The sequence below is a fragment of the Nonomuraea sp. NPDC051941 genome (genome assembly GCF_044593615.1).
Map to the genome: position 1 here is coordinate 224,581 of NZ_JBIUCF010000012.1, position 23,436 is coordinate 248,016.

Annotated in this window: 30 protein-coding genes and 1 pseudogene; 20 read left to right on the forward strand and 11 right to left on the reverse strand. The window is 71.4% G+C overall.

Going from position 1 to position 23,436, the window contains the following annotated elements; genetic code table 11:
* Nucleotides 1-23: 23 nt before the first annotated feature.
* Nucleotides 24-404, forward strand: a complete 381-nt coding sequence (locus ACIHFD_RS21945) for a DUF2255 family protein (protein ID WP_397368456.1) — start codon at nt 24-26, stop codon at nt 402-404.
* Nucleotides 405-612: 208 nt separating this feature from the next.
* On the opposite strand, the gene ACIHFD_RS21950 is transcribed toward ACIHFD_RS21945, so the two are convergent.
* Nucleotides 613-1,230, reverse strand: a complete 618-nt coding sequence (locus ACIHFD_RS21950) for an ATP-dependent Clp protease proteolytic subunit (RefSeq protein ID WP_397368457.1) — start codon at nt 1,228-1,230, stop codon at nt 613-615.
* Nucleotide 1,231: 1 nt separating this feature from the next.
* Nucleotides 1,232-1,795, reverse strand: a complete 564-nt coding sequence (locus ACIHFD_RS21955; RefSeq protein WP_192783338.1) for a ClpP family protease — start codon at nt 1,793-1,795, stop codon at nt 1,232-1,234.
* A gap of 146 nt (nt 1,796-1,941) precedes the next feature.
* Between ACIHFD_RS21955 and ACIHFD_RS21960 the strand changes: the two genes are divergently transcribed.
* Both ACIHFD_RS21960 and ACIHFD_RS21965 read left to right on the forward strand, forming a co-directional pair.
* Entirely contained in the window at nt 1,942-3,162 is a 1,221-nt protein-coding gene (locus ACIHFD_RS21960) for a sensor histidine kinase (protein ID WP_397368458.1), read from the forward strand.
* Nucleotides 3,159-3,803 carry a response regulator transcription factor gene (locus ACIHFD_RS21965; RefSeq protein ID WP_350734287.1) on the forward strand — a complete coding sequence of 215 codons (645 nt, stop codon included), beginning with the start codon at nt 3,159-3,161 and terminating at the stop codon, nt 3,801-3,803. Before ACIHFD_RS21960 ends, ACIHFD_RS21965 begins: the two co-directional genes overlap by 4 nt.
* 52 nt (nt 3,804-3,855) lie before the next feature.
* On the opposite strand, the gene ACIHFD_RS21970 is transcribed toward ACIHFD_RS21965, so the two are convergent.
* The gene (locus tag ACIHFD_RS21970; RefSeq protein ID WP_397368459.1) at nt 3,856-4,719 is read right to left on the reverse strand and encodes a DUF2268 domain-containing protein; all 864 of its coding nucleotides are present in this window, start codon (nt 4,717-4,719) and stop codon (nt 3,856-3,858) included.
* Nucleotides 4,720-4,758: 39 nt separating this feature from the next.
* On the reverse strand, nt 4,759-5,535 hold the full coding sequence (locus ACIHFD_RS21975; RefSeq protein ID WP_350734290.1) for a hypothetical protein: 777 nt from the start codon (nt 5,533-5,535) through the stop codon (nt 4,759-4,761).
* Between the two features lie 55 nt (nt 5,536-5,590).
* Here ACIHFD_RS21975 and ACIHFD_RS21980 point away from each other — a divergent pair, with 55 nt between their 5' ends.
* The 4 genes from ACIHFD_RS21980 (at nt 5,591) to ACIHFD_RS21995 (ending at nt 9,319) form a co-directional block, all read left to right on the forward strand.
* The gene (locus tag ACIHFD_RS21980; protein WP_355198869.1) at nt 5,591-6,592 is read left to right on the forward strand and encodes an AAA family ATPase; all 1,002 of its coding nucleotides are present in this window, start codon (nt 5,591-5,593) and stop codon (nt 6,590-6,592) included.
* 7 nt (nt 6,593-6,599) lie between these two features.
* Entirely contained in the window at nt 6,600-7,532 is a 933-nt protein-coding gene (locus ACIHFD_RS21985) for a DUF58 domain-containing protein (protein ID WP_350734294.1), read from the forward strand.
* Nucleotides 7,529-8,476 carry a VWA domain-containing protein gene (locus ACIHFD_RS21990; protein ID WP_397368460.1) on the forward strand — a complete coding sequence of 316 codons (948 nt, stop codon included), beginning with the start codon at nt 7,529-7,531 and terminating at the stop codon, nt 8,474-8,476. The genes ACIHFD_RS21985 and ACIHFD_RS21990 overlap by 4 nt, the downstream gene beginning before the upstream one ends.
* A 78-nt stretch (nt 8,477-8,554) precedes the next feature.
* Complete coding sequence (locus ACIHFD_RS21995) at nt 8,555-9,319, forward strand: sulfite exporter TauE/SafE family protein (RefSeq protein WP_397368461.1); 765 nt, start codon at nt 8,555-8,557, stop codon at nt 9,317-9,319.
* A 15-nt stretch (nt 9,320-9,334) separates the two neighbouring features.
* Here the strand turns inward: ACIHFD_RS21995 and ACIHFD_RS22000 are convergent, their stop codons facing one another.
* Entirely contained in the window at nt 9,335-10,171 is an 837-nt protein-coding gene (locus ACIHFD_RS22000; protein WP_397368462.1) for an SDR family oxidoreductase, read from the reverse strand.
* Between the two features lie 78 nt (nt 10,172-10,249).
* On the opposite strand from ACIHFD_RS22000, the gene ACIHFD_RS22005 reads away from it, so the two are divergent.
* From ACIHFD_RS22005 to ACIHFD_RS22025, 5 genes are read left to right on the forward strand one after another with little or no spacing between them, the layout of a single operon-like run.
* Nucleotides 10,250-10,621 (forward strand): helix-turn-helix domain-containing protein, encoded by a 372-nt coding sequence (locus ACIHFD_RS22005; RefSeq protein ID WP_364241313.1) that lies wholly within the window; start codon nt 10,250-10,252, stop codon nt 10,619-10,621.
* A 40-nt stretch (nt 10,622-10,661) separates the two neighbouring features.
* Nucleotides 10,662-11,633, forward strand: a complete 972-nt coding sequence (locus ACIHFD_RS22010) for a helix-turn-helix transcriptional regulator (protein ID WP_397368463.1) — start codon at nt 10,662-10,664, stop codon at nt 11,631-11,633.
* A gap of 49 nt (nt 11,634-11,682) precedes the next feature.
* The gene (locus ACIHFD_RS22015) at nt 11,683-12,312 is read left to right on the forward strand and encodes a LysE family translocator (RefSeq protein ID WP_397368464.1); all 630 of its coding nucleotides are present in this window, start codon (nt 11,683-11,685) and stop codon (nt 12,310-12,312) included.
* Nucleotides 12,309-13,043 (forward strand): alpha/beta fold hydrolase, encoded by a 735-nt coding sequence (locus ACIHFD_RS22020; RefSeq protein ID WP_397368465.1) that lies wholly within the window; start codon nt 12,309-12,311, stop codon nt 13,041-13,043. Before ACIHFD_RS22015 ends, ACIHFD_RS22020 begins: the two co-directional genes overlap by 4 nt.
* 3 nt (nt 13,044-13,046) lie before the next feature.
* Nucleotides 13,047-13,259 (forward strand): hypothetical protein, encoded by a 213-nt coding sequence (locus tag ACIHFD_RS22025; RefSeq protein ID WP_185074419.1) that lies wholly within the window; start codon nt 13,047-13,049, stop codon nt 13,257-13,259.
* Here the strand turns inward: ACIHFD_RS22025 and ACIHFD_RS22030 are convergent.
* Nucleotides 13,256-13,678, reverse strand: coding sequence for an SRPBCC domain-containing protein (locus ACIHFD_RS22030; protein WP_350734307.1), 423 nt, complete (start codon nt 13,676-13,678; stop codon nt 13,256-13,258). The two genes, ACIHFD_RS22025 and ACIHFD_RS22030, sit on opposite strands and share 4 nt — an antisense overlap.
* Entirely contained in the window at nt 13,675-14,013 is a 339-nt protein-coding gene (locus ACIHFD_RS22035; RefSeq protein ID WP_397368504.1) for an ArsR/SmtB family transcription factor, read from the reverse strand. The genes ACIHFD_RS22030 and ACIHFD_RS22035 overlap by 4 nt, the downstream gene beginning before the upstream one ends.
* A 62-nt stretch (nt 14,014-14,075) precedes the next feature.
* Between ACIHFD_RS22035 and ACIHFD_RS22040 the strand changes: the two genes are divergently transcribed.
* The gene (locus ACIHFD_RS22040; RefSeq protein ID WP_363968619.1) at nt 14,076-14,417 is read left to right on the forward strand and encodes a VOC family protein; all 342 of its coding nucleotides are present in this window, start codon (nt 14,076-14,078) and stop codon (nt 14,415-14,417) included.
* Here ACIHFD_RS22040 and ACIHFD_RS22045 read toward each other — a convergent pair.
* Nucleotides 14,414-15,262: a hypothetical protein gene (locus ACIHFD_RS22045; protein WP_397368466.1), complete on the reverse strand. Its 849-nt coding sequence runs from the start codon at nt 15,260-15,262 to the stop codon at nt 14,414-14,416. The genes ACIHFD_RS22040 and ACIHFD_RS22045 overlap by 4 nt on opposite strands.
* A 63-nt stretch (nt 15,263-15,325) precedes the next feature.
* Between ACIHFD_RS22045 and ACIHFD_RS22050 the strand changes: the two genes are divergently transcribed.
* Both ACIHFD_RS22050 and ACIHFD_RS22055 read left to right on the forward strand, forming a co-directional pair.
* Nucleotides 15,326-15,895 (forward strand): CGNR zinc finger domain-containing protein, encoded by a 570-nt coding sequence (locus tag ACIHFD_RS22050; protein ID WP_350734313.1) that lies wholly within the window; start codon nt 15,326-15,328, stop codon nt 15,893-15,895.
* A 67-nt stretch (nt 15,896-15,962) separates the two neighbouring features.
* Entirely contained in the window at nt 15,963-16,433 is a 471-nt protein-coding gene (locus tag ACIHFD_RS22055; RefSeq protein ID WP_397368467.1) for a pyridoxamine 5'-phosphate oxidase family protein, read from the forward strand.
* Nucleotides 16,434-16,715: 282 nt separating this feature from the next.
* On the opposite strand, the gene ACIHFD_RS22060 is transcribed toward ACIHFD_RS22055, so the two are convergent.
* The 3 genes from ACIHFD_RS22060 to ACIHFD_RS22070 all read right to left on the reverse strand — a co-directional run bounded on the left by ACIHFD_RS22060 (nt 16,716) and on the right by ACIHFD_RS22070 (nt 20,121).
* Entirely contained in the window at nt 16,716-17,477 is a 762-nt protein-coding gene (locus tag ACIHFD_RS22060) for an SDR family NAD(P)-dependent oxidoreductase (RefSeq protein WP_397368468.1), read from the reverse strand.
* 389 nt (nt 17,478-17,866) lie between these two features.
* Complete coding sequence (locus tag ACIHFD_RS22065; RefSeq protein WP_397368469.1) at nt 17,867-18,979, reverse strand: acyltransferase; 1,113 nt, start codon at nt 18,977-18,979, stop codon at nt 17,867-17,869.
* Nucleotides 18,980-19,044: 65 nt separating this feature from the next.
* Nucleotides 19,045-20,121 (reverse strand): AMP-binding protein, encoded by a 1,077-nt coding sequence (locus ACIHFD_RS22070; protein WP_397368470.1) that lies wholly within the window; start codon nt 20,119-20,121, stop codon nt 19,045-19,047.
* Between the two features lie 166 nt (nt 20,122-20,287).
* On the opposite strand from ACIHFD_RS22070, the gene ACIHFD_RS22075 reads away from it, so the two are divergent.
* The 5 genes and pseudogenes from ACIHFD_RS22075 (at nt 20,288) to ACIHFD_RS22095 (ending at nt 23,407) form a co-directional block, all read left to right on the forward strand.
* Nucleotides 20,288-20,623, forward strand: a complete 336-nt coding sequence (locus ACIHFD_RS22075; protein WP_397368505.1) for a hypothetical protein — start codon at nt 20,288-20,290, stop codon at nt 20,621-20,623.
* Nucleotides 20,596-20,910, forward strand: coding sequence for a hypothetical protein (locus ACIHFD_RS22080; protein ID WP_397368471.1), 315 nt, complete (start codon nt 20,596-20,598; stop codon nt 20,908-20,910). Before ACIHFD_RS22075 ends, ACIHFD_RS22080 begins: the two co-directional genes overlap by 28 nt.
* Nucleotides 20,883-21,683 (forward strand): annotated as a pseudogene (locus ACIHFD_RS22085) (phosphoketolase); the annotation flags it as partial. The gene ACIHFD_RS22080 and the pseudogene ACIHFD_RS22085, both read left to right, overlap by 28 nt.
* A gap of 4 nt (nt 21,684-21,687) precedes the next feature.
* Nucleotides 21,688-22,143, forward strand: coding sequence for a hypothetical protein (locus tag ACIHFD_RS22090; RefSeq protein WP_397368506.1), 456 nt, complete (start codon nt 21,688-21,690; stop codon nt 22,141-22,143).
* Nucleotides 22,144-22,333: 190 nt separating this feature from the next.
* Nucleotides 22,334-23,407 carry an NAD(P)-dependent alcohol dehydrogenase gene (locus ACIHFD_RS22095; RefSeq protein WP_397368472.1) on the forward strand — a complete coding sequence of 358 codons (1,074 nt, stop codon included), beginning with the start codon at nt 22,334-22,336 and terminating at the stop codon, nt 23,405-23,407.
* The last annotated feature ends 29 nt before the right edge of the window (nt 23,408-23,436 follow it).

Here is a 23,436-nt window from a genome sequence, read left to right on the forward strand (position 1 = left end):
CACCACAGGAAAGGACATCCGCCATGACTTCATGGACCAGCGACGAGCTCGCCCGTATCGGCACCGCGGAGGAGCTGCGGATCGCGCCCGTCCGCGACGACGGCACGCCGCGCACACCGGTGCCCATCTGGGTCGTCCGTGACGGGGACGATCTTTACATCCGCTCCTACCGAGGCAGCGACGGGGCCTGGTACCGGACTGCCCGGGCCGGCCACCACGCCCACATCACCGCCGGCGGCATCGACAAGGACGTCGCCCTGGCCGAGGAGAACGATCCCGGTATCAACGACCGGATCGATGCTGCGTACCGCACCAAGTACCGCCGTTACGGCAGCACCTACGTCGTCCCCATGGTCGCCGCCCAGGCCCGAGCCACGACCCTGAAGCTCCTGCCGCGACCATGACCGCCGCCGTGGGGCACCCGCCTCACGGCGCGTCGGCCGGAGGTGTGGGTGTTTGGACGCGGGGCCTTCGGAGGCGACCCCGCCGGTACCATCACCCCGCTCCCGGTCCCGGTTCCTACCTCCGGCCTGGACCCCTGGCCCCCGGCTCCAGCCTTGGGTTTCGGTGCTTGGTTGTGCGCCTGGGGCGGGGCCGGGGGAGGGGTGGGGGTCAGGGGGCGGGGGTCAGGGTGCGCTTTCGGGAGGCGTAGATGTCGTCCACCAGCCTGTACGTGCGCGCCTGCTCCGCCGTGAAGATCCGATCCCGCTCGATGTCCTTCCTGATCTCCAGGATCCCCCGCCCCGTGTGCCGGGAAAGGATCTCCTCCTGCTGGTCGCGCATGCGCAGGATCTCCCTGGCGTGGATCTCCAGGTCGCTGCCCTGCCCGCGGCCGCCCTCCGTGTGGGGCTCGTGCAGCAGGACGCGGGCGTGCGGCAGGGCGGCGCGTTTGCCGGGGGAGCCCGCCGCCAGCAGGACCGCCGCGGCCGAGGACGCCTCGCCGATGCAGACGGTGTGGATCTCCGGCCGCATGTACTGCATGGTGTCGTAGATGGCCATCATGGCGGTGAACGAGCCGCCGGGGGAGTTGATGTAGAGGCTGACGTCCTGGTCGGGATCGAGCGACTCGAGCGTGAGCAGCTGCGCCATCACGTCGTTGGCCACGGTGTCGTCGATGGGGGCGCCGATGAAGATGATCCGGTCCTCGAAGAGCTTGTTGTACGGGTTCATCTCCCTCATGCCGTACGACGTGCGCTCCGTGAACGAGGGCAGCACATAGCGGCCGCTCATATCAGTTCATCCCTTCTGCGATGTGGTCGACGATGCCGTAGTCCAGCGCCTCCTGGGCGGTGAACCAGCGGTCGCGGTCGGAGTCGGCCTGGATGCGCTCCAGCGGCTGGCCCGTGTGGTGGGCGATGATCTCGGCCATCCGGCGCTTGGTGTAGAGCATGTTGTCGGCCTGGATCTGGATGTCGCTGGCCGAGCCGCCGATGCCGCCGAGCGGCTGGTGCATGACGACGCGGGAGTTGGGCAGGGCGTAGCGCTTGCCCTTGGCGCCCGCCGTCAGCAGCACCTGCCCCATGGAGGCGGCGAACCCCATCGCCACCGTCGCCACATCGCACGGAATGAACTGCATCATGTCGTAGAGCGCCATCCCGGCGGTCACGGACCCGCCCGGCGAATTGATGTAAAGCGTTATGTCGCGGTGTGGGTCTTCGGCCGCCAGCAATAGGAGCTCCCCGCAGAGCCGGTTGCAAATCTCGTCGTCGACCTCCTGGCCGAGGACGACGATCCGCTCTTTCAGCAGGCGCTGGCTGAGCTGGTCTGGCCAGGCCGCACGCTGGGTCTCCGTCATGACCGGTCGCCTTTCTGTGCTGGGTATTTCCGAGAAAAAACGCTAGACCCGGCGGGTGTGAATTCTGGAATTATTTCGCTGGGGGCGCATTTCTCTAGGGGCGCATTCCACCGAGAGCGAATATCCATCGACATACAATCGCGGATGTGAGAAGGAACCTGCCCCGCCGATGGGCGTGCCTCATCCTGGGCGGCGCGCTGCTGATGCCGTACATGATGACCGGCGTCCTGATCGCTGCCCAGTGGCAGGGCCAGAACGCCAACCTGCTGCTGCCCATCCAGATCGGCGTGTTCGTGGCGGTGCTGCCGGTGGTGGCCGTCACCGGGCTGTTCCTGCCGATCCGGGCCCTGGAGGTGAACGCGGCGCAGGGGCTGCTCGGGGCGCACGTCGAGAGCCCGCCCAGGCAGGCGGGCCGCACCTGGCAGGAGCGGCGCAGGACCGCCGCCTGGTTCACCCTGCACCTGGCGATCGGCGGGCTGCTCAGCGGCTCCACGCTGGCCATCGTGCCGTTCACGCTGGTCACGCTCGCGCTGCCGTTCGCCGGGCGGGCGACCCCGGTCATCGGCGTCGTCGTGGAGCCGGGATGGCCCGCGGTGCTGTGGCCGCTGGGCGGGCTGGCGCTGCTGGGGGCGCTGGTGGCGACGGTGGCGGGCGCGGGCGAGCTGCTGGCCAGGCTGGCTCCCGTCCTGCTCGGCCCCACCCCGGCCGAACGCCTGGCCGCCGCCGAAGAGCACGCCCGTACGCTCGCCGAACGCAACCGCCTCGCCCGCGAGCTGCACGACTCGGTCGGGCACGCGCTGAGCGTCGTCACCCTGCAGGCCGCCGCCGCGGGCCGGGTCCTCGACCGTGACCCGGAGATCGCCAGAAAGGCCCTGGCCGCGATCGAGCAGTCGGCCCGCACCGCCCTGGAGGACCTCGACCACGTCCTGGGAGTGCTCCGCGAAGACGACCGGGCCGGTGGCTCTCGGAGTGATGGCGATCCGGGGTGGGGCAGGGCGCCGCAGGCCACGCTGGCCGACCTCGACGAACTCGTCGCCGCCTCGGGCGCTCAGGTGCGGCAGGAGGTGGGTGACCTGTCCGCCGTGCCCGCCGTGGTCTCCCGGGAGGCGTACCGCATTCTCCAGGAGGCGCTCACCAACGCCATCAAGCACGGCCACGGCCCCGTACGCCTGGCCGCCGCCGTACAGGACGACGACCTGAGGCTCGAGGTCACCAACCCGGGACGGGGGACCGGCGGCGGTCCCGGAGGCAGGGGCGTGACGGGGATGCGCGAGCGTGTCCGGCTGCTGCGCGGCGAACTGGACGCGGGCCCCACGGAGGCCGGATGGAGCGTCACGGTGCGTCTGCCGCTACGGTCGAGCCCATGACGCTCAGAGTCGTGATCGCCGACGACGAGGACCTCATCCGCGCCGGACTGCGGATCATCATCGACGCCGAGCCGGACCTGACCGTGGTCGGCGAGGCCGCGGACGGTGCCGCCGTCCTGCCCCTGGTCCGCCGTGAGCGGCCCGACGTCGTCCTCATGGACGTCCGGATGCCCGCGCTCGACGGCATCCAGGCCACCGAGCGCCTGCTGGCCCTGGACGCGCCGCCGAAGGTGCTGGTGGTGACCACGTTCGAGAACGACGACCATGTCTACGACGCGCTGCGGGCAGGGGCCAGCGGGTTCCTGCTCAAGCGCACCAGGCCGGACGATCTGATCAAGGCGGTCAAGCTGGTCGCGGCGGGGGAGTCGCTGCTGTTCCCGGCCGCGATCCGGGCGCTGGCCGGGCGCCGGTCCCAGGGCCCGGGACGGGTGGCCGGGATCGACCGGCTGACCGGCCGTGAGGGCGATGTGCTGCGGCTGATGACCAAGGGGCTGTCCAACCACGAGATCGCCGCCGAGCTGGTCGTCAGCCAGGAGACGGTCAAGACGCATGTGGGGAACGTGCTGGCCAAGCTGGGTGCCCGGGACCGGACCCAGGCCGTGATCGCCGCGTACGAGTCGGGCTTCGTCTCGCCGAGCTGAGACGGCGTCCCCCGAGGGGCCCCGTGGGGTCCTTCGGGGGCGGGCGAGCTGGTCAGGGGTGGATGGCGGCGCGGCGCAGGAGCTCGGCCGCGGGCAGCACGGTCGCCTCCGTGGCCGTGAGGCCGGTGGCGGCCAGGGCCCGGTCGACCAGGTGCAGTCCCACCGCGTACCCCGCCATGTCGGCGATGCCGCGCGGTTCCTGCCCGAACATGCGCGCCACGCTGTCCCCCACCACGTACTTCGACGTGTGCTGCATCCCGGCCAGCGAGAAGTCCGCCATGATCAGCTCGTACGCCCGCTCGTACGCCTCCCCGCTCACCATCGACGACCACGGCCCCATGGCCTCGGCCCCCGACAGCTCCCGTACGAACGCCTCGGCCAGCCCTTCGGCCACCACGTGCTCGCCCACGGTCACGGTCATCGGGTTCCACTCGACGTTGGTGTAGCGGACGTTGTGGTGGAACTCGTGCACCGCCAGGTGCCCGATCCGGCCGATTACCTCGTCCGACGGCCAGGCCAGCAGGTAGAGCCAGCCGGGCGAGCCGCCCATGCCGTAGTAGCCGCCGCCCACCTTCATCAAATGCTCGTTGTCCGGATTGCCCAACATGAGCATGACCTGCACCGACTCCCGCTGCGTGGCGTCACGCAGCCGGTCGGAGGCGCGCTCCAGCTCCCGCCGCACCTGCCCGAGCACGTCGGCGTCGATCATGCGCTGGACGGCGGGCAGGTAGCGCGGATCGTCGGCGTCGACCCGGAAGCCGCCGCCCTGGTGGTGGATGTCGACGATGTCGCCGGGCATCGGGATCTCCGAGCGCGTCGGCTCCAGGATGTCCCGCAGCGCGCCGGGCCGCCGTTCGAGCGGCTCGCGCAGCAGGGCGGCCATCGGCGTGAGGGTGTCGTGAACGATGAATTCCATGCCGCGGAAGCTAAAGCCTCCTGTTACGTCAGGCTCAAACTAATGGAACAGCGGGGACTCCTCACCCATCTCGTCGCCCGGTGTCTGACCGGGCGTGACCTGCCCGCTCTCCGACGGGGAGGGCGACGTCGACGGCGAGGGCCGCGGCTCGGGGCTGGCCGGCGTCGGCGGCGGCGTCGGCACGAACACCGTCGGCGGCAGCTGCCGGGGCTGCGGCTCGCTGTCGCGCCGGCCCAGCAACAGCAGCAGCAGGATCGCCGTCACCAGCATCAGCAGCAACACCAGCGCCAGCGCGGCCATCAGGACCCGCTTGCGGGTCTCGGTGAGCGGCCTGCGCTGCCGCGTCGGGCCGGGCAGCGCCGGCGCGCGGTCGGTCAGCCAGTACGGCACGAAGTCGGGCCCGTGCGCCTCGCCGATGAACGTCCCGCCCACCATGACGGGATCGAGGAAACGCTCGGCCCCGGGCCGGCCGGGCACGTACGGGACCGCCACCCAGGGCGCGTGCCCGCCGTCGAAGGCGAGCACGTCGGGCGTGTCGTCCAGCACCGCGCTCCGCGACCGCCCGGAACGTCCGAGCCAGCCGCGGAATCCGGACCGTTCGCCCCTGGCCTCCCTGATCGCGGTCACGAACCGGTCACGGGCGGCGGCGTCGAGCGCGGCCCCTCGGGTGAGCACGGCGACGGACACCGCGCGCCCGTCGGGTGCCTGGCCGAGGTACACGAAGCCGGCCGGGGCAGTGTGCAGGCGGGCCTGGACCACGTAAGGTCCCAGCCGGGGTGGATCGCCGTACTGCAGGGGACTTGCCACGTTTGCCATGAAAGCACAGACGTGGCGTCGTGCACGTTTGCGGCGCGTTTGGTGGAATGGCGTCATGAGCGTCGCCGAAGAGTTGCCAGGCGGAAACGACGCGGCACTGCTGCGTCAAAGTCTCGACGAGGTCCGGCGTGTCATCGTCGGCCAGGACCACATGGTCGAAAGACTCATCGTGGCCCTGCTGGCCCGCGGGCACTGCCTGCTCGAAGGAGTCCCAGGCGTCGCCAAGACCCTCGCCGCCTCCACCCTGGCCACTGTCGTGGGCGGCACGTTCGCCCGGATCCAGTTCACCCCCGACCTCGTGCCGAGCGACATCATCGGCACCCGGGTCTTCCACCCCTCCAACGAGAAGTTCGATGTCGAGCTCGGCCCCGTGTTCGTCAACTTCCTGCTGGCCGACGAGATCAACCGCGCCCCGGCCAAGGTCCAGTCCGCGCTGCTGGAGGTGATGGCCGAGCGGCAGGTCACCCTCGCCGGCGTCACCCACCCGCTGCCCAGGCCGTTCATCGTGCTCGCCACCCAGAACCCGATCGAGTCCGAGGGCGTCTATCCGCTGCCGGAGGTGCAGCGCGACCGGTTCCTGTTCCGGGTACGGGTGCCGCACCCCAGCGCGCACGAGGAGCTGGAGATCCTCCACCGGATGAGCGTCAAGCCGCCGGTCCCCGAGCGGGTGCTCGACCCCGACAAGCTGCTGGCGCTGCAGGAGGCGGCCGAGCAGGTCTCGGTGCACCAGCTCGTCGCCGACTACGTGGTGCGGCTGGTCATGTCCACCCGCAGCCCCGCCGACTACGGCCTGCCCGACCTCATCGACACCATCGAGATCGGCGTCAGCCCCCGCGCCACGCTGGGCCTGGTTTCGGCCGGGCGGGCGCTGGCCCTGCTGCGCGGCCGCGACTACATGCTGCCCGACGACGTACGCGACGTGGCGGTGGACGTGATGTCGCACCGGCTCATGCTCACCTTCGACGCCCTGGCCGACGGCGTCGACCCGGAGCAGGTCGTCAAACAGATCCTGCAGGCCGTGCCCCCGCCTCTCGTCGTCTGGAACCAGAACCGGTGAGCGGCCTGTGAACACGGCCGAACAGGCGCTCAGGCGGCTGGAGCTGACGGTCACCCGGCGGCTGGACGGGCTGCTGCACGGCGCCCACCAGGGGCTGCTGCCGGGGCCGGGCAGCGAGGCCGGCGACAGCCGCGTGTACGTGCCCGGCGAGGACGACGTGCGCCGCATGGACTGGGCGGTCACCGCGCGCACGACCGTCCCGCACGTACGCGACCTGATCGCCGACCGCGAGCTGGAGACCTGGGCGCTGGCCGACCTGTCGCCCAGCATGGACTTCGGCACCGCCGACACCGACAAACGCGACCTGGTGGTCGCGGCGGTCGGCGCGATCGGGTTCCTGTCGAGCAGGCTGGGCGACCGGTTCGGCGCGCTGGTGCTGCACGACGAGTACGTGCACCGCATGCCCGCGCGCACCGGCCGCCCGGCCCTCTACGGGCTGCTGCACTCGCTCATGGACGCCCCGCGCGGCCGGATCGTGCCCGACGCGCCCGATCTGGCCGAGGGCATCGAGGTGTTGTCGGCCAGCCGCAGGCGGCGCGGTGTGCGGCTGATCGTCTCCGACTTCCTCGACGCCCGCCCCAGCCTCGACCCCGACGCCGAACGCCCCTGGGAGCGCCCCATCAGGCGGCTGGCCGCCCGTCACCAGGTGCTGGCGGTCGAAGTGATCGACCCGCGCGAGCTGGAGCTGCCCGACGTGGGGCGGGTCGCGTTCACCGACCCCGAGAGCGGGAAAGTACGCGAAGTGCATCTTTCACCCAAGGTTCGGCAAGCGTACGCGGAGGCGGCCGCCCTGCAGCGCGAGGGCACCCGCGTGGCGCTGCGCCGCGCCGGCATCGCGCACCTCGTGCTGCGTACCGACCGGGACTGGGTGTTCGACATCGCGCAGTTCGTCCTCCGCCAGCGCCGCATGAGCCATCTCGCCCACAGGAGACCTACGTGACTTTCTTGGCCCCCGGCTGGCTTTGGCTGTTCCTGCTGGTGGGGCTGCTGGTGGCCGGGTACATCGTGTCGATGTTCGCCCGGCGCCGCTACACCGTGCGCTTCACGAACCTGGCCCTGCTCGACCTCGTCGCCCCCGCCGGCCCCGGCTGGCGCCGCCACGTCGGCCCCGCGCTGTTCCTCCTCATGATGGCGCTCCTGGTCGTCGGCGCCGCCAAGCCCGCCGACCAGGTACGCGTGCCGCGCGACCGCGCCACCATCATGATCGCGCTGGACGTGTCGCTGTCCATGGACGCCGACGACGTCCAGCCCAACCGGATCAACGCCGCCAAGGCCGCGGCCCAGGCGTTCGTCAGGGAACTGCCGGACCGCTTCAACGTCGGCGTGGTGTCGTTCGCCCGCTCCGCCAACGTCGTCATCTCGCCCACCACCGACCACCAGGCCGTGGTCACCTCCATCGGCACCCTCACCACCCGCCCGGGCACCGCGATCGGCGAGGCCGTCTTCAACTCGCTCGACTCGCTGCGCTCGTTCGACCAGCAGGCCGCCACCGACCCGCCGCCGGCCGCGATCGTGCTGCTGTCCGACGGCGACAACACCTCGGGCAGGTCCGTGAACGAGGCCATCGACGCCGCCCAGCAGGCCCGCGTGCCGGTCTCCACGATCGCGTACGGCACCCAGGAGGGCACCGTCAACATCGACGGCCGCCCGGTGAACGTGCCGGTCAACAAGCAGACCCTGCAGTCGTTGTCCGACGGGACCAGCGGGCGGGCCTACACCGCCGAGTCCGGCAGCGAGCTGCGCGAGGTCTACGAGCAGATCGGCACCTCGCTCGGCTACAAGCTGGTCAACCAGGAGATCACCCAGTGGTTCATCGTGGCCGCGATCCTGGCCGGGCTGCTGGTGGCGGGCGCGGCGGTGCTGTTCGGCTCCCGGATCCCCTGACGTCACCCCTCCCTCAAGGCCACGTGCTGTGCGACTTGTACACTCTTGGGGTTTCTTGGGGGAAATCGGGGGAGTGGCGTGCCGCTGGAGCAGGTCCTGGTGTTGCTGGTCGCGGCGGCAGGGGCGGGGTGGGTCGACGCCGTCGTGGGCGGGGGCGGGCTGGTGCAGCTCCCCGCGATCTTGATGACGGGGCTGCCCACCGTCGAGGCGATGGCCACCAACAAGCTGTCGTCGATCTTCGGCACCACCTCGGCGGCCGTCGCGTACGCCCGCTCCACCAAGATCGACCGGCAGGTGGCGCTCCCCGGCGCCGGGCTGGCCGTGCTGAGCGCCGGGCTCGGGGCGTCGGCGGCGGCGGCGATCTCGGCCGAGGTGCTGCGGCCCGTCGTCATGGTGGTGCTGCTCGGGGTGGCCGCGTTCGTGACGCTGAGGCCCGCGCTCGGGGCCATGCCGGTGCCGCACCTGCGGACCCGCGGCCGGGTGCTGGCCGCGGTGGCGGTGGCCGGGGTGGGGATCGCCTTCTACGACGGCATCATGGGGCCGGGCACGGGAACGTTCCTCATCATCGCCTTCACCACCATCCTCGGGCTGGACTTCGTCTCGGCCTCCGCGTCCGCCAAGATCATCAACGTGGGGACGAACCTCGGGGCGCTGGTGGTCTTCGGGCTCCAGGGGCACCTGAACTGGGGGCTCGGGCTGGGCATGGCCGTGTGCAACGTGGCCGGCGCCCAGCTCGGCGCGCGGATGGCGCTCAAGCGGGGCACCGGCTTCGTGCGGATCGTGCTGCTGTGCGTCGTGGTGGCCCTGGTGGCCAGGCTGGCGTGGCAGCAGTTCGGCGGCTGACGGCGCGCTGCGGGGTCAGGCCAGGAGGGAACGGACGTACTCGCCGATCGGCTGGGTGGGGCGGCCGATGAGGTCGCGCAGCGTGCCGGGGGTGTGCGAGAGCCAGCCGCGGGCGATGTTGACGTCCACGTCCGCCATCATCTCCGCGAACGGCACCGGCAGGCCGGCACCGGCCAGCACGCCCGCGTACTCGTCCTTCGGCAGGTCCTGGTAGACGACCTCCTTGCCGGTGGCCGCGGCGATCTCGGCGGCCAGGTCGGCCCGGGTCCAGGTCGTGTCGCCGGACAGCTCGTACACCTTGCCGTCGTGGCCCTCGCCGGTCAGCACGGCGGCCGCGGCGGCGGCGTAGTCGGCGCGGGAGGCGGAGGCCACCCGGCCGTCGCCGGCGGCGCCGTGCACGGCGCCGAGCTGCGGGGCGGCCGTGATCGCCGGCGCGTAGACCTCGTTGTACCAGTTGTTGCGCAGGATCGTGTACGTCACCCCGGACGCCTTGATGTACTCCTCGGTCGCCCGGTGGTCGGCGGCCAGGAGGGCCTCGGTGGTGTCGGCGCCGGGCGCGCTGGTGTAGACGAGCGTGGCCCCGGCCTCCTTGGCGGCGTCCACGACGGTCGAGTGCTGCTGCAGGCGGTTGGGGTCCAGGCCGGAGATGAGCAGCACCCTGGTGACGCCCCGCAGCGCGCTCCTGACCGTCTCGGGCCGGTCGTAGTCGGCCTGGCGCACCTCGACGCCGAGGTCGGCGCCCTTCTCCGGGGTACGCGCGGCGGCGACGACCTGCTCGGCGGGGACGCGCTTCTTGAGCTCCTCGATCACCAGCCGGCCCAGCTGTCCGGTGGCTCCGGTCACCACAATCATGATTTCTCCCATTCAGTACCAGCGCTTTGGTTAGTACTTTCTATCAGAAAGTACCCACGAACGCGTACGCTGGTTTCCATGGAGGAGTTCGAAGAGCTGGTGGCCGATGTCTTCTCACGCCGGTGCACCTCGCGCTCGGTGCTGGAGACGATCACCGGTCGCTGGGCGATCCTGGCGCTGGTGGCCCTGTACGAGGGGCCCTACCGTTTCAACGCGCTGCGCCGCCGGGTCGACGGGGTGAGCGAGAAGATGTTGTCCCAGACCCTCCACGCGCTCGAACGTGACGGCATGGTGCTGCGCGTGGCCGAGTCCTCGATCCCGCCCAAGGTCGAGTACAGCCTCACCGAGCTGGGCCGGGAGGCCGCCGAGCGGCTCATCCCGCTCCTGGAGTGGGTGGAGGGGCGCATGCCCCAGGTGATGTCCTCCAGGGAGGAGTACGCCGCCCGCTGAACGGCAGCTTTCCCGCGGGCCGCTTTCCTACAATGGGGCCATGCGTGCCAGCCGCCTGCTCTCGCTGCTCCTGCTCCTGCAGTCGCGCGGCCGCATGACCGCGCCGGAGCTGGCCGAGGAGCTGGAGGTGTCGGTCCGCACGGTCTACCGCGACGTGGAGGCGCTGTCGGCGGCCGGCGTGCCGGTCTACGCCGACCGGGGGCCCGCGGGCGGCTACCAGCTGCTCGACGGCTACCGCACCAGGCTCAACGGGCTGACCGCCGAGGAGGCCTCCTCGCTGTTCCTGGCGGGGCTGCCCGGCCCGGCGGCCGAGCTGGGGTTGGCCGAGGTGGCCGCCACCGCGGAGCTGAAGTTGCTGGCCGCGCTGCCGCCCGAGCCGCGCTCGCAGGCCTCGCGGATGCGCGAGCGGTTCCTGCTCGACGTGCCGAGCTGGTATCGCTCGGCCGACGACGTGCCGCATCTGAGCGAGGTCGCCGAGGCGGTGTGGGACCGGCGGCCGCTGCACATGACCTACCGGCGCTGGGGGCAGCAGGAGGTCGACCGGGTGATCCATCCGTACGGGCTGGTGCTCAAGGGCGGGTCCTGGTACATGGTGGCCGCGCCGCCGGGCGGCAGCGCCCGCACCTACCGGGTGGCGCGGATCCTGACCGTGGAGACGCTGCCCGGCCGCTTCCCCCGGCCCGAGGGGTTCGACCTGGGCGAGTTCTGGCAGGGCTACGCCAAGGAGTTCCGCGAGCGGATGTACACCGCCGAGGCCGTCATCAGGCTCGCCCCCGGCCGGGGCGAGCTGCTGGCGTACACGATGGGCTCCGACGTGGTCGGCGCCGCGCTGGCCGCGGCCGGCGAGCCCGATCCGGAGGGCTGGCTGACGCTGACGGTGCCGATCGAGTCGATCACGCACGCGCGCTGGCTGCTGCTGCGGATGGGGGCCGACGTGGAGGTGCTGGGGCCGCCGGAGCTGCGGGCGCTGATGGGCGAGGCGGTCGCAGAGCTGCGCAAACTGTACGAGTAGGCCGATAATCAGGCGACTTCCCGGTGCGATTTCTGGGAACATGCCGCGCATGTATCTTCTCGCTTTCGTAGGCGCGTGCGTTCTGGTGGCCATGGCGCCAGGGGTCAGCACGGCCATCATCCTGCGCCAGACGCTGCGCGCGGGCCGCGGCTCCGGCATGGCCGCCACGCTGGGCAACGAGACCGGCATCCTGCTGTGGGGGCTTGCGGCCGCCTTCGGCCTGTCGGCGCTGCTGGTGGCCTCGCAGCTGGCCTATGACGTGATGCGCGTGGTCGGCGCCGTGGTGCTGGTCGTGATGGGCGCCCAGGCGCTGTGGCAGGCCCGCAGGAGCGCGCCCTCGACCAACGGGGCGACCGAGGTCGAGGGGGCGGTGGTGCCGGGCCTGCGGGGGCCGTACCTGGCGGGCCTCGGGACGTGCCTGGCCAACCCGAAGGCGGCGGTGTTCGCGATGTCGTTCCTGCCGCAGTTCGTCGCGCCGGGGCAGAACGTGCCGGTCACGCTCGCGACGCTGGCCGTCGTGTGGGTGCTGGTCGACCTGGCCTGGTACGGGCTGCTCATCTGGACGGTGGCCAAGGCCAAGGCGGTGCTGGGGCGGCCCGCGGTGCGCCGGCGGCTGGAGCAGATCTCCGGCGTGGTGCTGATCGGGCTGGGCGTGCGGCTGGCGGTGGAGTCACGATGACGATCTGGCATTCCGAGCGGGGCACGGGCGAGCCCGTCGTGCTGCTGCATTCGACGTCGGTCGACTCGGGCATGTGGGACGCGCAGGTGGAGGCCCTGTCCGAGCGCTTCCGGGTGATCACGGTGGACTTCCGGGGGTACGGGCGCAGCCCCTACCGGTCGGACGGTCCGTACAGCGACAGCGACGACGTGGCGCGGCTGCTGGCCGCGCTGGAGGTGAGCCGGGCGGCGCTGGTCGGCTCGTCGGGCGGGGGCCGGGTCGCGCTGGAGCTGGCGGCGGCCGGGCTCGCCGGCCGGCTGGTGCTGCTGAACCCCGTCTCCAACCTGGCGCCCACGCCGGACCTGCGGGCGTACTGGGACGAGGAGGGACGCCTGCTGGAGGCGGGCGACGTCGAGGGGGCGGCGGAGCTGAACGCGCGCACCCTGCTCGGGCCCGAGGCGTCGCGGGAGACGTTCGGGCGCGTGGTGGAGATGCAGCGGCACGCGTTCGAGGTGCAGCTGGCCGCCGATCCGGAGCCGTCGCAGGTCGAGAAGGAGTTCGCGCCGGCGGAGATCGACGTGCCGGCGCTGGTCGTGGCCGGCGCGCACGACCTGCCGTACTTCCAGGAGAGCGCCCGCCACCTGGCCGGCGAGCTGCCCCGGGCGCGGCTGGTCGAGCTGGACTGGGCCGGGCACCTGCCCGCCCTCGAACGTCCCGAGGAGATCAACCGGCTGCTCCTGGACTACCTTTAGGACATGACGAACGACCTGGCGACCCTCCTTCGGCAGGCGCAGGACGACGACCCGCTGCTGGCACTGCACGCCACGACCGCCCTGCGCCGCGAGATCGAGCGTCTGGAGGCGGTCCAGGTGCGCCGGGCCAGGGTGGCGGGGCTGGCCTGGGCGCAGATCGCCGACGCGATCGGGGTGAGCAAGCAGGCCGTGCACAAGAAGTACGGCCGCCGCTAGCCCGCCCACGTGCCGGCGAACCAGCGCAGCGCGATGTTCCAGGAGTAGCCGCGCCGGATGCGTCCGGCCACGTCCGAGGGCAGCGTGTCCAGGCCGCGGTGCTCCAGCAGCACCTCGGTGCCGCCCTCGACCGGGCTGAAGGCCACCTCGATCTCCATCCGGCCGCCCTCGTTGAGCAGGTCGGCCCAGACGAGGCGGCGCGGCGGCTCCCAGGCGAGGATCCTGCCGGTGTCGACGTGGCCGCCGTCGGACCACAGCTCGCGCAGGAAGCCGTCCTCGAAGCGGATGGCGACCGCGCGGGCCGGGTCGACCCAGCTGTGGCGGCCGCGCACGTACCAGCTGTCGATCTCGTCGGTGAAGATCCGGAACGCGGTCGCCGGGTCGACGGGCACGGTGACGCTGGCCTGGACGGAGTTCACCGGCTGCGCTCCACGTGGTCCTTGAACGAGCCGAGCTGCTCGGCCCAGAACGCCTGCACCTGGTCCAGCCAGGCCTGCAGCGCCGTGAACGGCTCCTGGCGCAGCGTGTAGAGGCGCAGGCGGGCGTCGGCGCCGCCGGCCTCCGCCTGGACGAGACCACCCGCCCGCAGCACGCGCAGATGCCTGCTGAGGGCGGGGGCGCTCATCTGGACGGCCTGCGCGAGCTCGCCGGCCGGTCGCGGGCCTTCGCGCAGCAGGTCGATGACCTTGCGCCGGGTGGGATCGGCGAGCGCGGCCAGCGTCGCATCGATTTCGTTAACGTTGGTGTTAATTATTGCCTGCTTCCGTTAGGCTGTTAACCCTTAACGCTAACGGCAATTATTGCGGAGGTTCGTACATGAGTGTCGAGCTGGGTTACTACACGCTGTCCGTGGCGGACCTGGATCGGGCGGCCGCCTTCTACGGGGCGCTGTTCGGCTGGGAGTTCAGGCGCGAGCACGAGACGTACCTGCACGTCACGAACACGGCCGTGCCGATGGGCTTCGTCGCGCGCGGGCCCTCCTCGCAGCCGAACATCTACTACCACGTCACCGACATCGACGCGGCCGTCAAGCGGGTGCGGGAGCTGGGCGGCGACACCGGCGAGCTGTACGACAGCAAGTCGGGGCGCGGCTGCACCTGCACCGACGACCAGGGCACGGAGATCAGCCTCTGGCAGCCCGCTCCCGGTTTCGATTAGTCGGGGGCTTTGACGGTGGCGATGCCAAGGGTGCTGGTCATCGGCAGCAGCCCGGCCTCGAAGACCGCGCCGAGGAACGGCGAAGCCAGCCGGGCCAGCCGCTCGGCGCGCTCCTCCCCGAGCAGCCGCCACGGCTCCGCGGCCAGCTGGTCGGTCATCCGCTCGACCTGGTCGCGCAGCGCCCGCCCCCGCTCGGTGGCCTGCCCGTCGGGGCCGGCCAGCCCGCGGGCGGCCAGCCGTTCCCGGGCCGCGTCCCACTCCTGCTCGCTCCAGCCGCGCCCGGCGAAGTTCGCGGCGGGGGCGGCGCCGATCGCGGCGAACGACACCAGCGACTCGCAACCGTCCAGCTCCGCGGCCTGCAGCGCCGCCAGGTGGCCGTCGCCGCGGTGCTCGCGCAGCACGGTGGCTGCCTGCCACAGCACCAGGTGCGGCTCGTCGGCCCAGGACTGGTCCAGGTTGGCCGCGGCCAACGGCCGCCCGGCCACGCTCACGCTCTCGGCGACCCGCCGGGCCAGCTCCGCCGCCTCCACCGCCGCGTCCGCCGTCACCCTGTCGCCCAGCAGAGCGCGGTATGTGCGGTCGACGGCGGTCATCCGGGTCTCGAGCACCCGCTCGGGGGATGCGACCTCCCACACAGCGGGCACGTGCTCGGCGATCATCCGCGGGCTGAAGCTGTAGTACGCGGCGGTGGCCAGCCGGCTGCCGGCCCGCCCGAGCGGGGCCGTGCGGTAGGCGAAATAACTCGGCCAGCGCGACTCCACGTCGTAACCGAGCGCGCCCGCCTCCTCGAACGCCTGGGGCGAGAAGTAGAGCACCGCGTGGATCGGCTCAAGCTGGTGCCACATGCGGCGGGCAAGTCTGGACGATGCGCTCATCGCAATCCCTCACTGTCTAGGTAAGCTATGCCAGTGACGATAGAGGCTTGGCGCATCACTGGTCAATCGCAAATAGACAGTTATGTCGGGAGGTGGGCGGAGCTGGCCGTCCTGCTGGTGAACGAGCTGGCCGTCACCCAGGCCCGCGGCCGCCCCGTGGACCCGCCCGCCGACCGCCGGGCCGCGCTGGAGGCGGCGTTCGACCGGCAGGGCCGGCCGGCCAGCCGCGCGCTGACCGGCGCGGACGCCGACCGGCTCGCGGACGTGGCCGCCGAGCTCCACCCGGCCTTCAGCGGCGACGTCGCCGCCCTCAACGCGGCCCTGGTGCGCCACGCGGCCGTGCCCAACCTGCACGGCGACCCGCCCGTCCTGGCCTTCCACGGCCCCGGTGCGGACCTGGTCGACGCCTGGGCCGCCGACGCCGGCACGGCCCTGGCCATGGTGATCGGCGTCGGCCAGGGCCGGCGGCTGCGGACCTGCGAGGCGGGCGGGTGCGAGCTGGTCTTCTTCGACGTCACCAGGAACGCCTCGCGCCGGTTCTGCGGCCTGTCCTGCCAGAACCGCGCCAAGGCCAGCGCCTACCGCGCCCGCCGCCGCGCCTGACCACGGGATCCTGGGCACGCGCTCGGCGTCGCCCGTTCTGTCGGTGGCGGCGGGCATGATGGCGGCCATGGCTTCATGGCAGGAGTTCGAGCAGCAGGCGGCGGAGCTGGCCGGGCCGGCGCGGCGGCTGCTGGAGGCGTACCGGCACAAGGTGCTGGCCACGCTGCGCAAGGACGGCTCGCCCCGGGTCAGCGGCATCGAGACCAGCTTCCGGGACGGCGAGCTGTGGACGGGGTCGATGCCGGGGGCGGTCAAGGCGTCCGACCTGCGCCGTGACCCGCGGATGGCGATCCACGTCACCTCCAGCGCCCCGGAGGGGGACGATCCGTCGTCGTGGGAGGGCGACGTGAAGCTGGCCGGGCGGGCCGTGGAGATCACCGATCGGGAGGTGCTGGCGTCGTTCGGGCTGCCGAGCGAGGAGTCGCACCTGTTCCGGATCGAGCTGACGGAGGTGGTGTGGACGCGGGTGGAGGGCGACGAGATCGTCATGGACTCCTGGCGCGAAGGGGTGGGGCTGCGCCGGATCCGCCGCAAGTAAGACCCACGGCGGACCACCAAGCCCTCGCCCCCAGCCGGCTTTCCGAAGTCCGCCGGACTCCGCCACCGCCACCGCGGCAGCCGTTGCTGTCGCGGCTGTCGCCCTGAGCGGTTGGCCCTGCCCGCAAGGGGCCGCTGCCCACGGCGGGCTCGCCTGCGCGAGGGTCGGGCGGTTTCGGAGGGGCGGCAGTGGGGGAGGACGGCTCCCGCGAGCGGCCGGCCGCAAGGGACCGTTGCCGCGACCGCCGTTCCCCCTGGCGTGAGTCCTCGGCGCCGGATGGGGCTAGTGGACGGAGAAGCCGCCGTCCACGAAGAGCATCTGCCCGGTGACGAACGCGGAGGCGTCCCCGGCCAGGAAGACGGCCGCGCCCGCGAAGTCCCCGGGCACGCCGTTGCGGCCGACCATGTGGCGGGCGGCGAGCGTTTCGACGCGGCCCGGGATGGCCTGGGCAGGCTCGGTCAGCGGGGTCAGCACGAAGCCGGGGATGATCGTGTTGACGCACACCCCGCGACCCGACCACGCCTCGGCCTGGGAGCGGGTCAGGCCGGCGATGGCGGCCTTGGCCGTGCCGTACGCGCCGCTGTCGCCGAAGGCGCTGATGGACTGCTGGGAGCCGAGGTTGATGATGCGGCCCCAGCCACGGGCGGCCATCCTCGGGCCGAAGTGCTGGCCGAGGAGGTAGGGGGCGGTGAGGTTGACGGCGATGGTGCGCTCGTAGTCCTCGACGGTGAGGTCGGCCATGGGCTTGCGGATGTTGTTGCCGGCGTCGTTGACGAGGATGTCGGCATCGCCCGCCGTGGCGCACACGCGCCGGACGTCGTCGCGGTCGGCGAGGTCGGCGCTGATCCACGAGGCGGTGACGCCGTGCTCGCGCAGGCGGGCGGCGGCCTTGTCGAGCTCGCCCTCCCTGCGGGCCACCAGCATGACCTCGGCTCCGGCCCGGCCGATCGCCTCGGCGATGGCGTACCCGATGCCGGAGCTGCCGCCGGTCACCAGAGCGCGCCGGCCGTCCAGGGAGAACAGCTCCCGCAGATAGTCAGACATGATCGGCCAAGCTAGCACCCGAGGGGTACGACCGCGTCGAGCGGGCCATGGCGACCACCAGCCGGCTCCCGTTGACGATGCTGACGGCCATGGTCGCCGGCTCGATGGTCGGCGCCGGGTCTTCTCGTTACCGGGCAACTTCGGGCAGGCCGGGGTGGTGGTCGCGTGGGGGGAAGCGATGTCGCTGAAGCGCACCCGGCGTTTCTTCGTCAACCTCTTCCAATCCGATCGCGAGGGCACCGCGCCGATCGCCCGCAAGCCCGCCCAACGTCGGCACAGGCCGACTCGGAGACCGGGTCGTCCTCGGCTTCGCAGGGCACCGTCTCCCGCCGTCGCTGAGTCATCCCCACTGTCAGCTGCGGTTCGTGTTCTTTTGTCGGGTGCCGAGCTCAGCGACCTGCCCCTCTCCGAGGTTGGCGGGCGGCCAGCTCGACTCGGGCGAACAGGACGGCCGGCACGGCCAGGACGGCCGATGGGGCCAGGAGCCACAGCCAGCGCTGGGCCCACCAGCCGACGGTTGGCTCCGCAAGCAGGGTGCCACCCAGCCCTTCATAGGCCCACAGCACCACCAGGTACGCGGTCATGTGCCAGAGAAAGACGGTCAACGCGACCACGTTGAGAGCCACCACCGGCTTCCAGGCGGACGGTCGGCGCAGCAGGCGCTCGGCGGCCGGCGTGACCAGGGCCAGCAGCCCGAGTTGAAAGACGGCCAGAGCGGCGATGGCGGCGTTGGTCGGGAAGATGTTGGATTCGGCGCCGGTGGTGGCCACCATCGAGACGGGGTAGCCCGCTCCTGCCGTCAGCCCGACCAGCCCGGCCAGTCCGGCCCCGGCAACCGCCAGCCGCTGCGCCAGCGGGCGCCGCCCCAGCTCCCAGCTGCGCCAGGCGTAGCCGAGCTGGTGGCAGAACAGCCACACCAGGGCGGCGGTCACCCAGCCGGCCCAGGCCAGGCCGGCGCCGCGGTGCGCCACGCTGCCGAGGGCGATCAGCAGCACGAGCGCTACCAGGACCCTGGCTCCGTAGCGGGCGTTCAGGCTCGCGGTGATCGGCACTGCGGCGATCACCAGGCCGTACACGACCAGGAACCACAGCGGCGTCAGATAGCCGGGGAACCACTCCCACATCCATCGGTGCGGGCCGGGTAGGGCGGCCGCGATCAGCTCGCCGGCGAGCCAGACCAGGGCCCAGACGGCAGTCGGCCAGAGCAGCCGGCGCAGCCGGCCTCGGACGAACTGGCCGGCGGTCGTCCCGCCCGCCTGAGCCCGCTGCCAGCCGACCAGGTTGGCGTACCCACCGACCAGAAAGAACACCGGCATGATCTGCAGCACCCAGGTGGCCAGCCAGCCACCGGGCACGGCATGGATCGGGTTGGGCATGGTCAGGCTGCCGTCGGCGGTGCGGTGGGTGACCGACAATGTCCAGTGCCAGAGGGTGACGACCAGGATGCACAGCGCGCGGGCGGCGTCGACCACCCGGTCGCGGGACGTCGGCGTGGCCGCCACCAGCCGGTCCAGTGTCGATCGCTCGCCCGCGACGCGGCGGGTCTGCCGGTCTTGGCGTCTGGTGCTCAGCGGTACAGCTCCTCGATGTCGGCCGCGAAGTCCTTGTGGACCAAGGCACGCTTGACCTTCAGGGTCGGGGTCAGATATCCGTTCTGCTCGGTCAGGTCGACCGGAAGGATCCGGAACCTGCGGATCGACTCGGCCCGGCTCACCGCCGTGTTGGCCTCGTCCACGGCCGTCTGCAGCCTGGCCAGCAGATCCGGATCGTCGCGAAGCTCGGCCGGGCCGGCCTGCTCGGGCCTGCCGACGGCCCGCTTCCATGACGACAGCGCCGCGGCGTCCAGGGTGATCAGCGCGGCGGTGTACGGCCGCCGGTCGCCGACGACTACCGCCTGGCTGATGAGCGGGTGGGTGCGCAGGCGGTCCTCGAGCGCCTCCGGGGCGAGATTCTTGCCGCCGGCGGTGACGATGATCTCCTTCATGTGGCCCGAGATCGTCAGGAACCCGTCCTCGTCCACGGCGCCGAGGTCGCCGGTGCGCAGCCAGCCGTCGGCGGTCTGGCTCTCCCTGGTCGCCTGCTCGTTGCGCCAGTAGCCCTGGAACAGGATCGGGCCCTTGATCAGGATCTCGCAGTCGTCGGCGATCCGGATCTCGACGCCGGGGAGGGGCGGCCCCACCGTGCCGATCTTCAGTGCGTATGGCAGGTTCACGGTCGCGGCGGCGCTGGTCTCGGTCATCCCGTAGCCTTCCAACACGGTGATGCCAATTCCCCGGAGGAAGTGACCCAGGCGTGCGCCCAGCGGCGCTCCGCCGGAGATGGCGTAGCCGACCCGGCCGCCGAGCGCGGCCCGCAGCCGCCGGTACACCGTCCACAGGGCATAGTCCACCAGCGTCCACTTGTAGCTGGTGGCGGCCAGCAGCGCGACCCGATCGCCGGGCCGGATGCCGGCGGAGAGGAAGCCGGCCGCCAGGCTGCGGACGTCGGCCGCGAACTGCCTGGCCGTCACCCGACGCCAACCGCCGGCCGACCGGCGCTGGAACAGGACCATGTCACCGTTCACCCGGTCGTCGGCGAACACCACGTCGGCGAGCTGGGCATCGGGGGCAACGGTTCTCGGGGCCGGGACCGCGTAGACACGCATTGTCCATCTCCCTGTGCGGAAAAGGCCAACCAGGCGGCGTCGGCAGACTGCGGCACCGGGCGCCGCATGTACGGCGGCGAGAAGCAGCCAACTAGCCTGATTCCCCAGGTCACCAGGCACACACCTGACAGGCGAAGGCTGTACGACGGCGCAGGCCGGCGAGCACATCAAGCTGCGGCTCCTGGGACGGTGGGGCACCAGCCCTGGCCTGGCGCTGGTGTACGCGCACGCGTCCCGGCTGATCCAGCACACCGGGCAGCAGATGATCTACCTGGCCGGTCCCGGGCACGGCGGCCCGACGCTGGTCGGGGCCGGCTACCTGGCGGGCACCTACACCGAGATCTACCCGCACATCACCATGAACGAGGAGGGGCTGCTGCGGCTGTTCCGTCAGTTCTCCGCACTCGGTGGGATACCCAGCCACGCGTCGGTGCCGACCCGGGCTCGATCCACGAGGGCGGCGAGCTCGGCTACGTGCTGCTGCACGCCTTCGGAGCGGTGATGGACAACCCGAATCTCATCGCACTGGCGATGGTCGGCGACGGGGAGGCGGAGACAGGTCCGCTGGAGGGGTCGTGGAACGGGATCTCCTTCCTGAACCCTGTCCGCGACGGCGCGGTTCTGCCGGTTCTCCACCTGAACGACGCGAAGCTCGCCGGGCCGACCCTGCCGGCCCGCAAGGGACCGGGACGAGGTCCGGTCCCTTGCGGGCCGGGCACGGGTATGACGTCATCGAGGTCGAGGGTGACGACCTGCCCGGCATGCACCACCGGTTCGCCGACGCGCTGACGCGGGCGTGGACGTCGATCAAGGCGATCCAGGCGGAGGCCCGCAGCGGCGACTGGGACGGCACCCGGCCCCGCTGGCCGATGATCGTGCTGCGGACGCCGAAGGGCTGGACCGGACCGGACGTGGTGGATGGAGGTCAGGTGTCGGGCACATGGCGCTCTCACCAGGTGCCGCTGGCCGGGATAAAGGGCAACGAGGAGCACCTGCGGATCCTTGAGAACTGGATGCGTTCCTACCAGCCCGAGGATCTCTTCGACGACCACGGCGCGCCCGAGTCGCCGGCGCTGTCGATCAACCCCGAGGGAGAGCTGCGGATGAGTGGCAACCCGCACGCCAACGGGGGCCTGCTCACCGTCGACCTGGACCGGCACGGCTGGTTCGCCACCTACGAGGCGTTCGCCATGGTGTCGGGCTCGCAGACCGTGCAGCATGCGAAGTGGCTGCAGGAGGCGCACGATCTGGCGTGGCGGGTGCCGGTGCCGAGCCTGAACATCCTGCTGACCTCGACCGCCTGGTGCCGGGACCACGACGGTTTCAGCCACCAGGGGCCCGGACTGATCCAGAACGTGATCATCCACCGCGGCACGATCAGCCAGGTCTACCTGCCGCCGGACGCGAACACGCTGCTGTCGGTGGCCGACCACTGCATGCGGTCGCGGTCGCGCGTGAACCTCGTCGTCATCGACAAGCAGCCACAGCTGCAGTGGCTGCCCATGGACGAGGCAGTGGCCCACTGTGCCCGGGGTGCCGGGGTGTGGTCGTGGGCAGGGACCGAGGATGGGCGGTCGGATCCCGACATCGTGCTTGCGTGCGCCGGGGACGTGGTCACCATGGTTCCGGGAGCTGTTCACCGACCACGTCGACGTGCTGTTCGCCTTTCACGGCTACCCGGGCGCGATCCACCAGCCGGTGCACGGCCGGCCGGGCCCGGACAGATTCCATGTGCGCGGGTTCGTCGACGAGGGCACGACCACGACCCCGTTCGACATGGTGGTGCGCAACCGGGCATCTCGGTACCACCTGGTGATCGACGCGCGGAATGCCGCACGGCGGACCCCGACCGGGGCGAGCGAGCTGAAGGCATGGCGCGAGCAGCAGCTCCTCCGCCACGAGCGGTTACGTGGTCGAGCACTTGCAGGACATGCCGGAGGTGCGGGACTGGTCGCTGGGCGACTGGGCGGAGCAGGGCTGAGCGCGGTGGGCTGGCCTCGCGGAGGGGAACTGGCCCGCTGACCGGACATGTCCGGCCGATTGCGGCTTGACGGCGATCGTTGCTCGGCCCCTCTGCCATGGATCCTTTGTCCGCATAAGGGATGGTCCTTGCTGGAGCCTCGCTTCCGCACCCGTGCCAGGGGAAGGCCAGACATCAGCCGTGTCGCCGGGGTGTTGGGGGGCGACGCAGGCGGCGTTCGGGGGAGTGATCATGGCAGAACGTACCGAAGGGACGATGAAGGCGTTCGTGATGAAGGAGATCGGACGCGTCGGCTTCATGGACAAGCCCGTGCCGCGGCCAGGCCCGTTGGACGCCATCGTACGGACGACCAGTGCCCTGATCTGCACGTCGGATTCCCACACGGTCAAGGGCGGCATCGGGCCCCGGGAGAACCTGACGCTCGGCCACGAGGCGGTCGGCGTGGTGCACGAGGTCGGAGACGAGGTGCGGAACTTCCGCCCCGGCGATCGTGTTCTGGTCGGTGCCATCACCCCTGACTGGGGCGATCTCGCCTCTCAGAATGGGCATCCGTCACAGTCCGGCGGGCCGCTCGGCGGGTTCAAGTTCGCGAATTCCAAGGATGGAGTCTTCGCCGAGTATTTCCATGTCAACGAGGCCGACGCCAACATGGCGAAGATTCCTGAGGGCGTCACCGACGAGATGGCGGCTTACTGCGCCGACATGCTCTCGACCGGATTCATGGGCGCGCAGAACGGCCGCATCCCGCTGGGCGGGACCGTGGCCGTTCTCGCACAGGGGCCGGTGGGGCTGATGGCGACCGCGGGAGCACGGCTCTGCGGCGCCGGTCTCGTCATCGGGGTCGAATCGGTCCCCCGCCGGAAGAAGCTCGCGCAAACCTATGGCGCGGACGAGATCGTGGATTTCAGCAAGGAGGACGTCGTCGAGCGGATCCTCGAACTGACGCAGGGCCAGGGCGTGGACACCGCCATCGAGGCCCTCGGCACGGACGCGACCTTCCAGACCGCCGTCAAAATCACCAAGCCCGGCGGGACGGTGTCCAACACCGGCTACTACGGTGAAGGCGAATTCGTGCGCATTCCCCGCGTCGAATGGGGAGTCGGCATGGCCGAAAAGACGATCACGACGGGCCTGTGCCCAGGCGGCCGGTTGTGCATGGAGCGGCTGCTGCGAATCCTCCAGGCAAAGCGCCTCGACCCGACCCACATGACGACGCATTCGTTCGAGTTCGGGGAGATGGAGCGGGCCTTCGAGATATCGGACAAGAAACTCGAGGATGTCGTGAAGGTGTTGATCACCTTCTAGGGCCGCAGCCGGGCAGCGTTTCGCCCGCG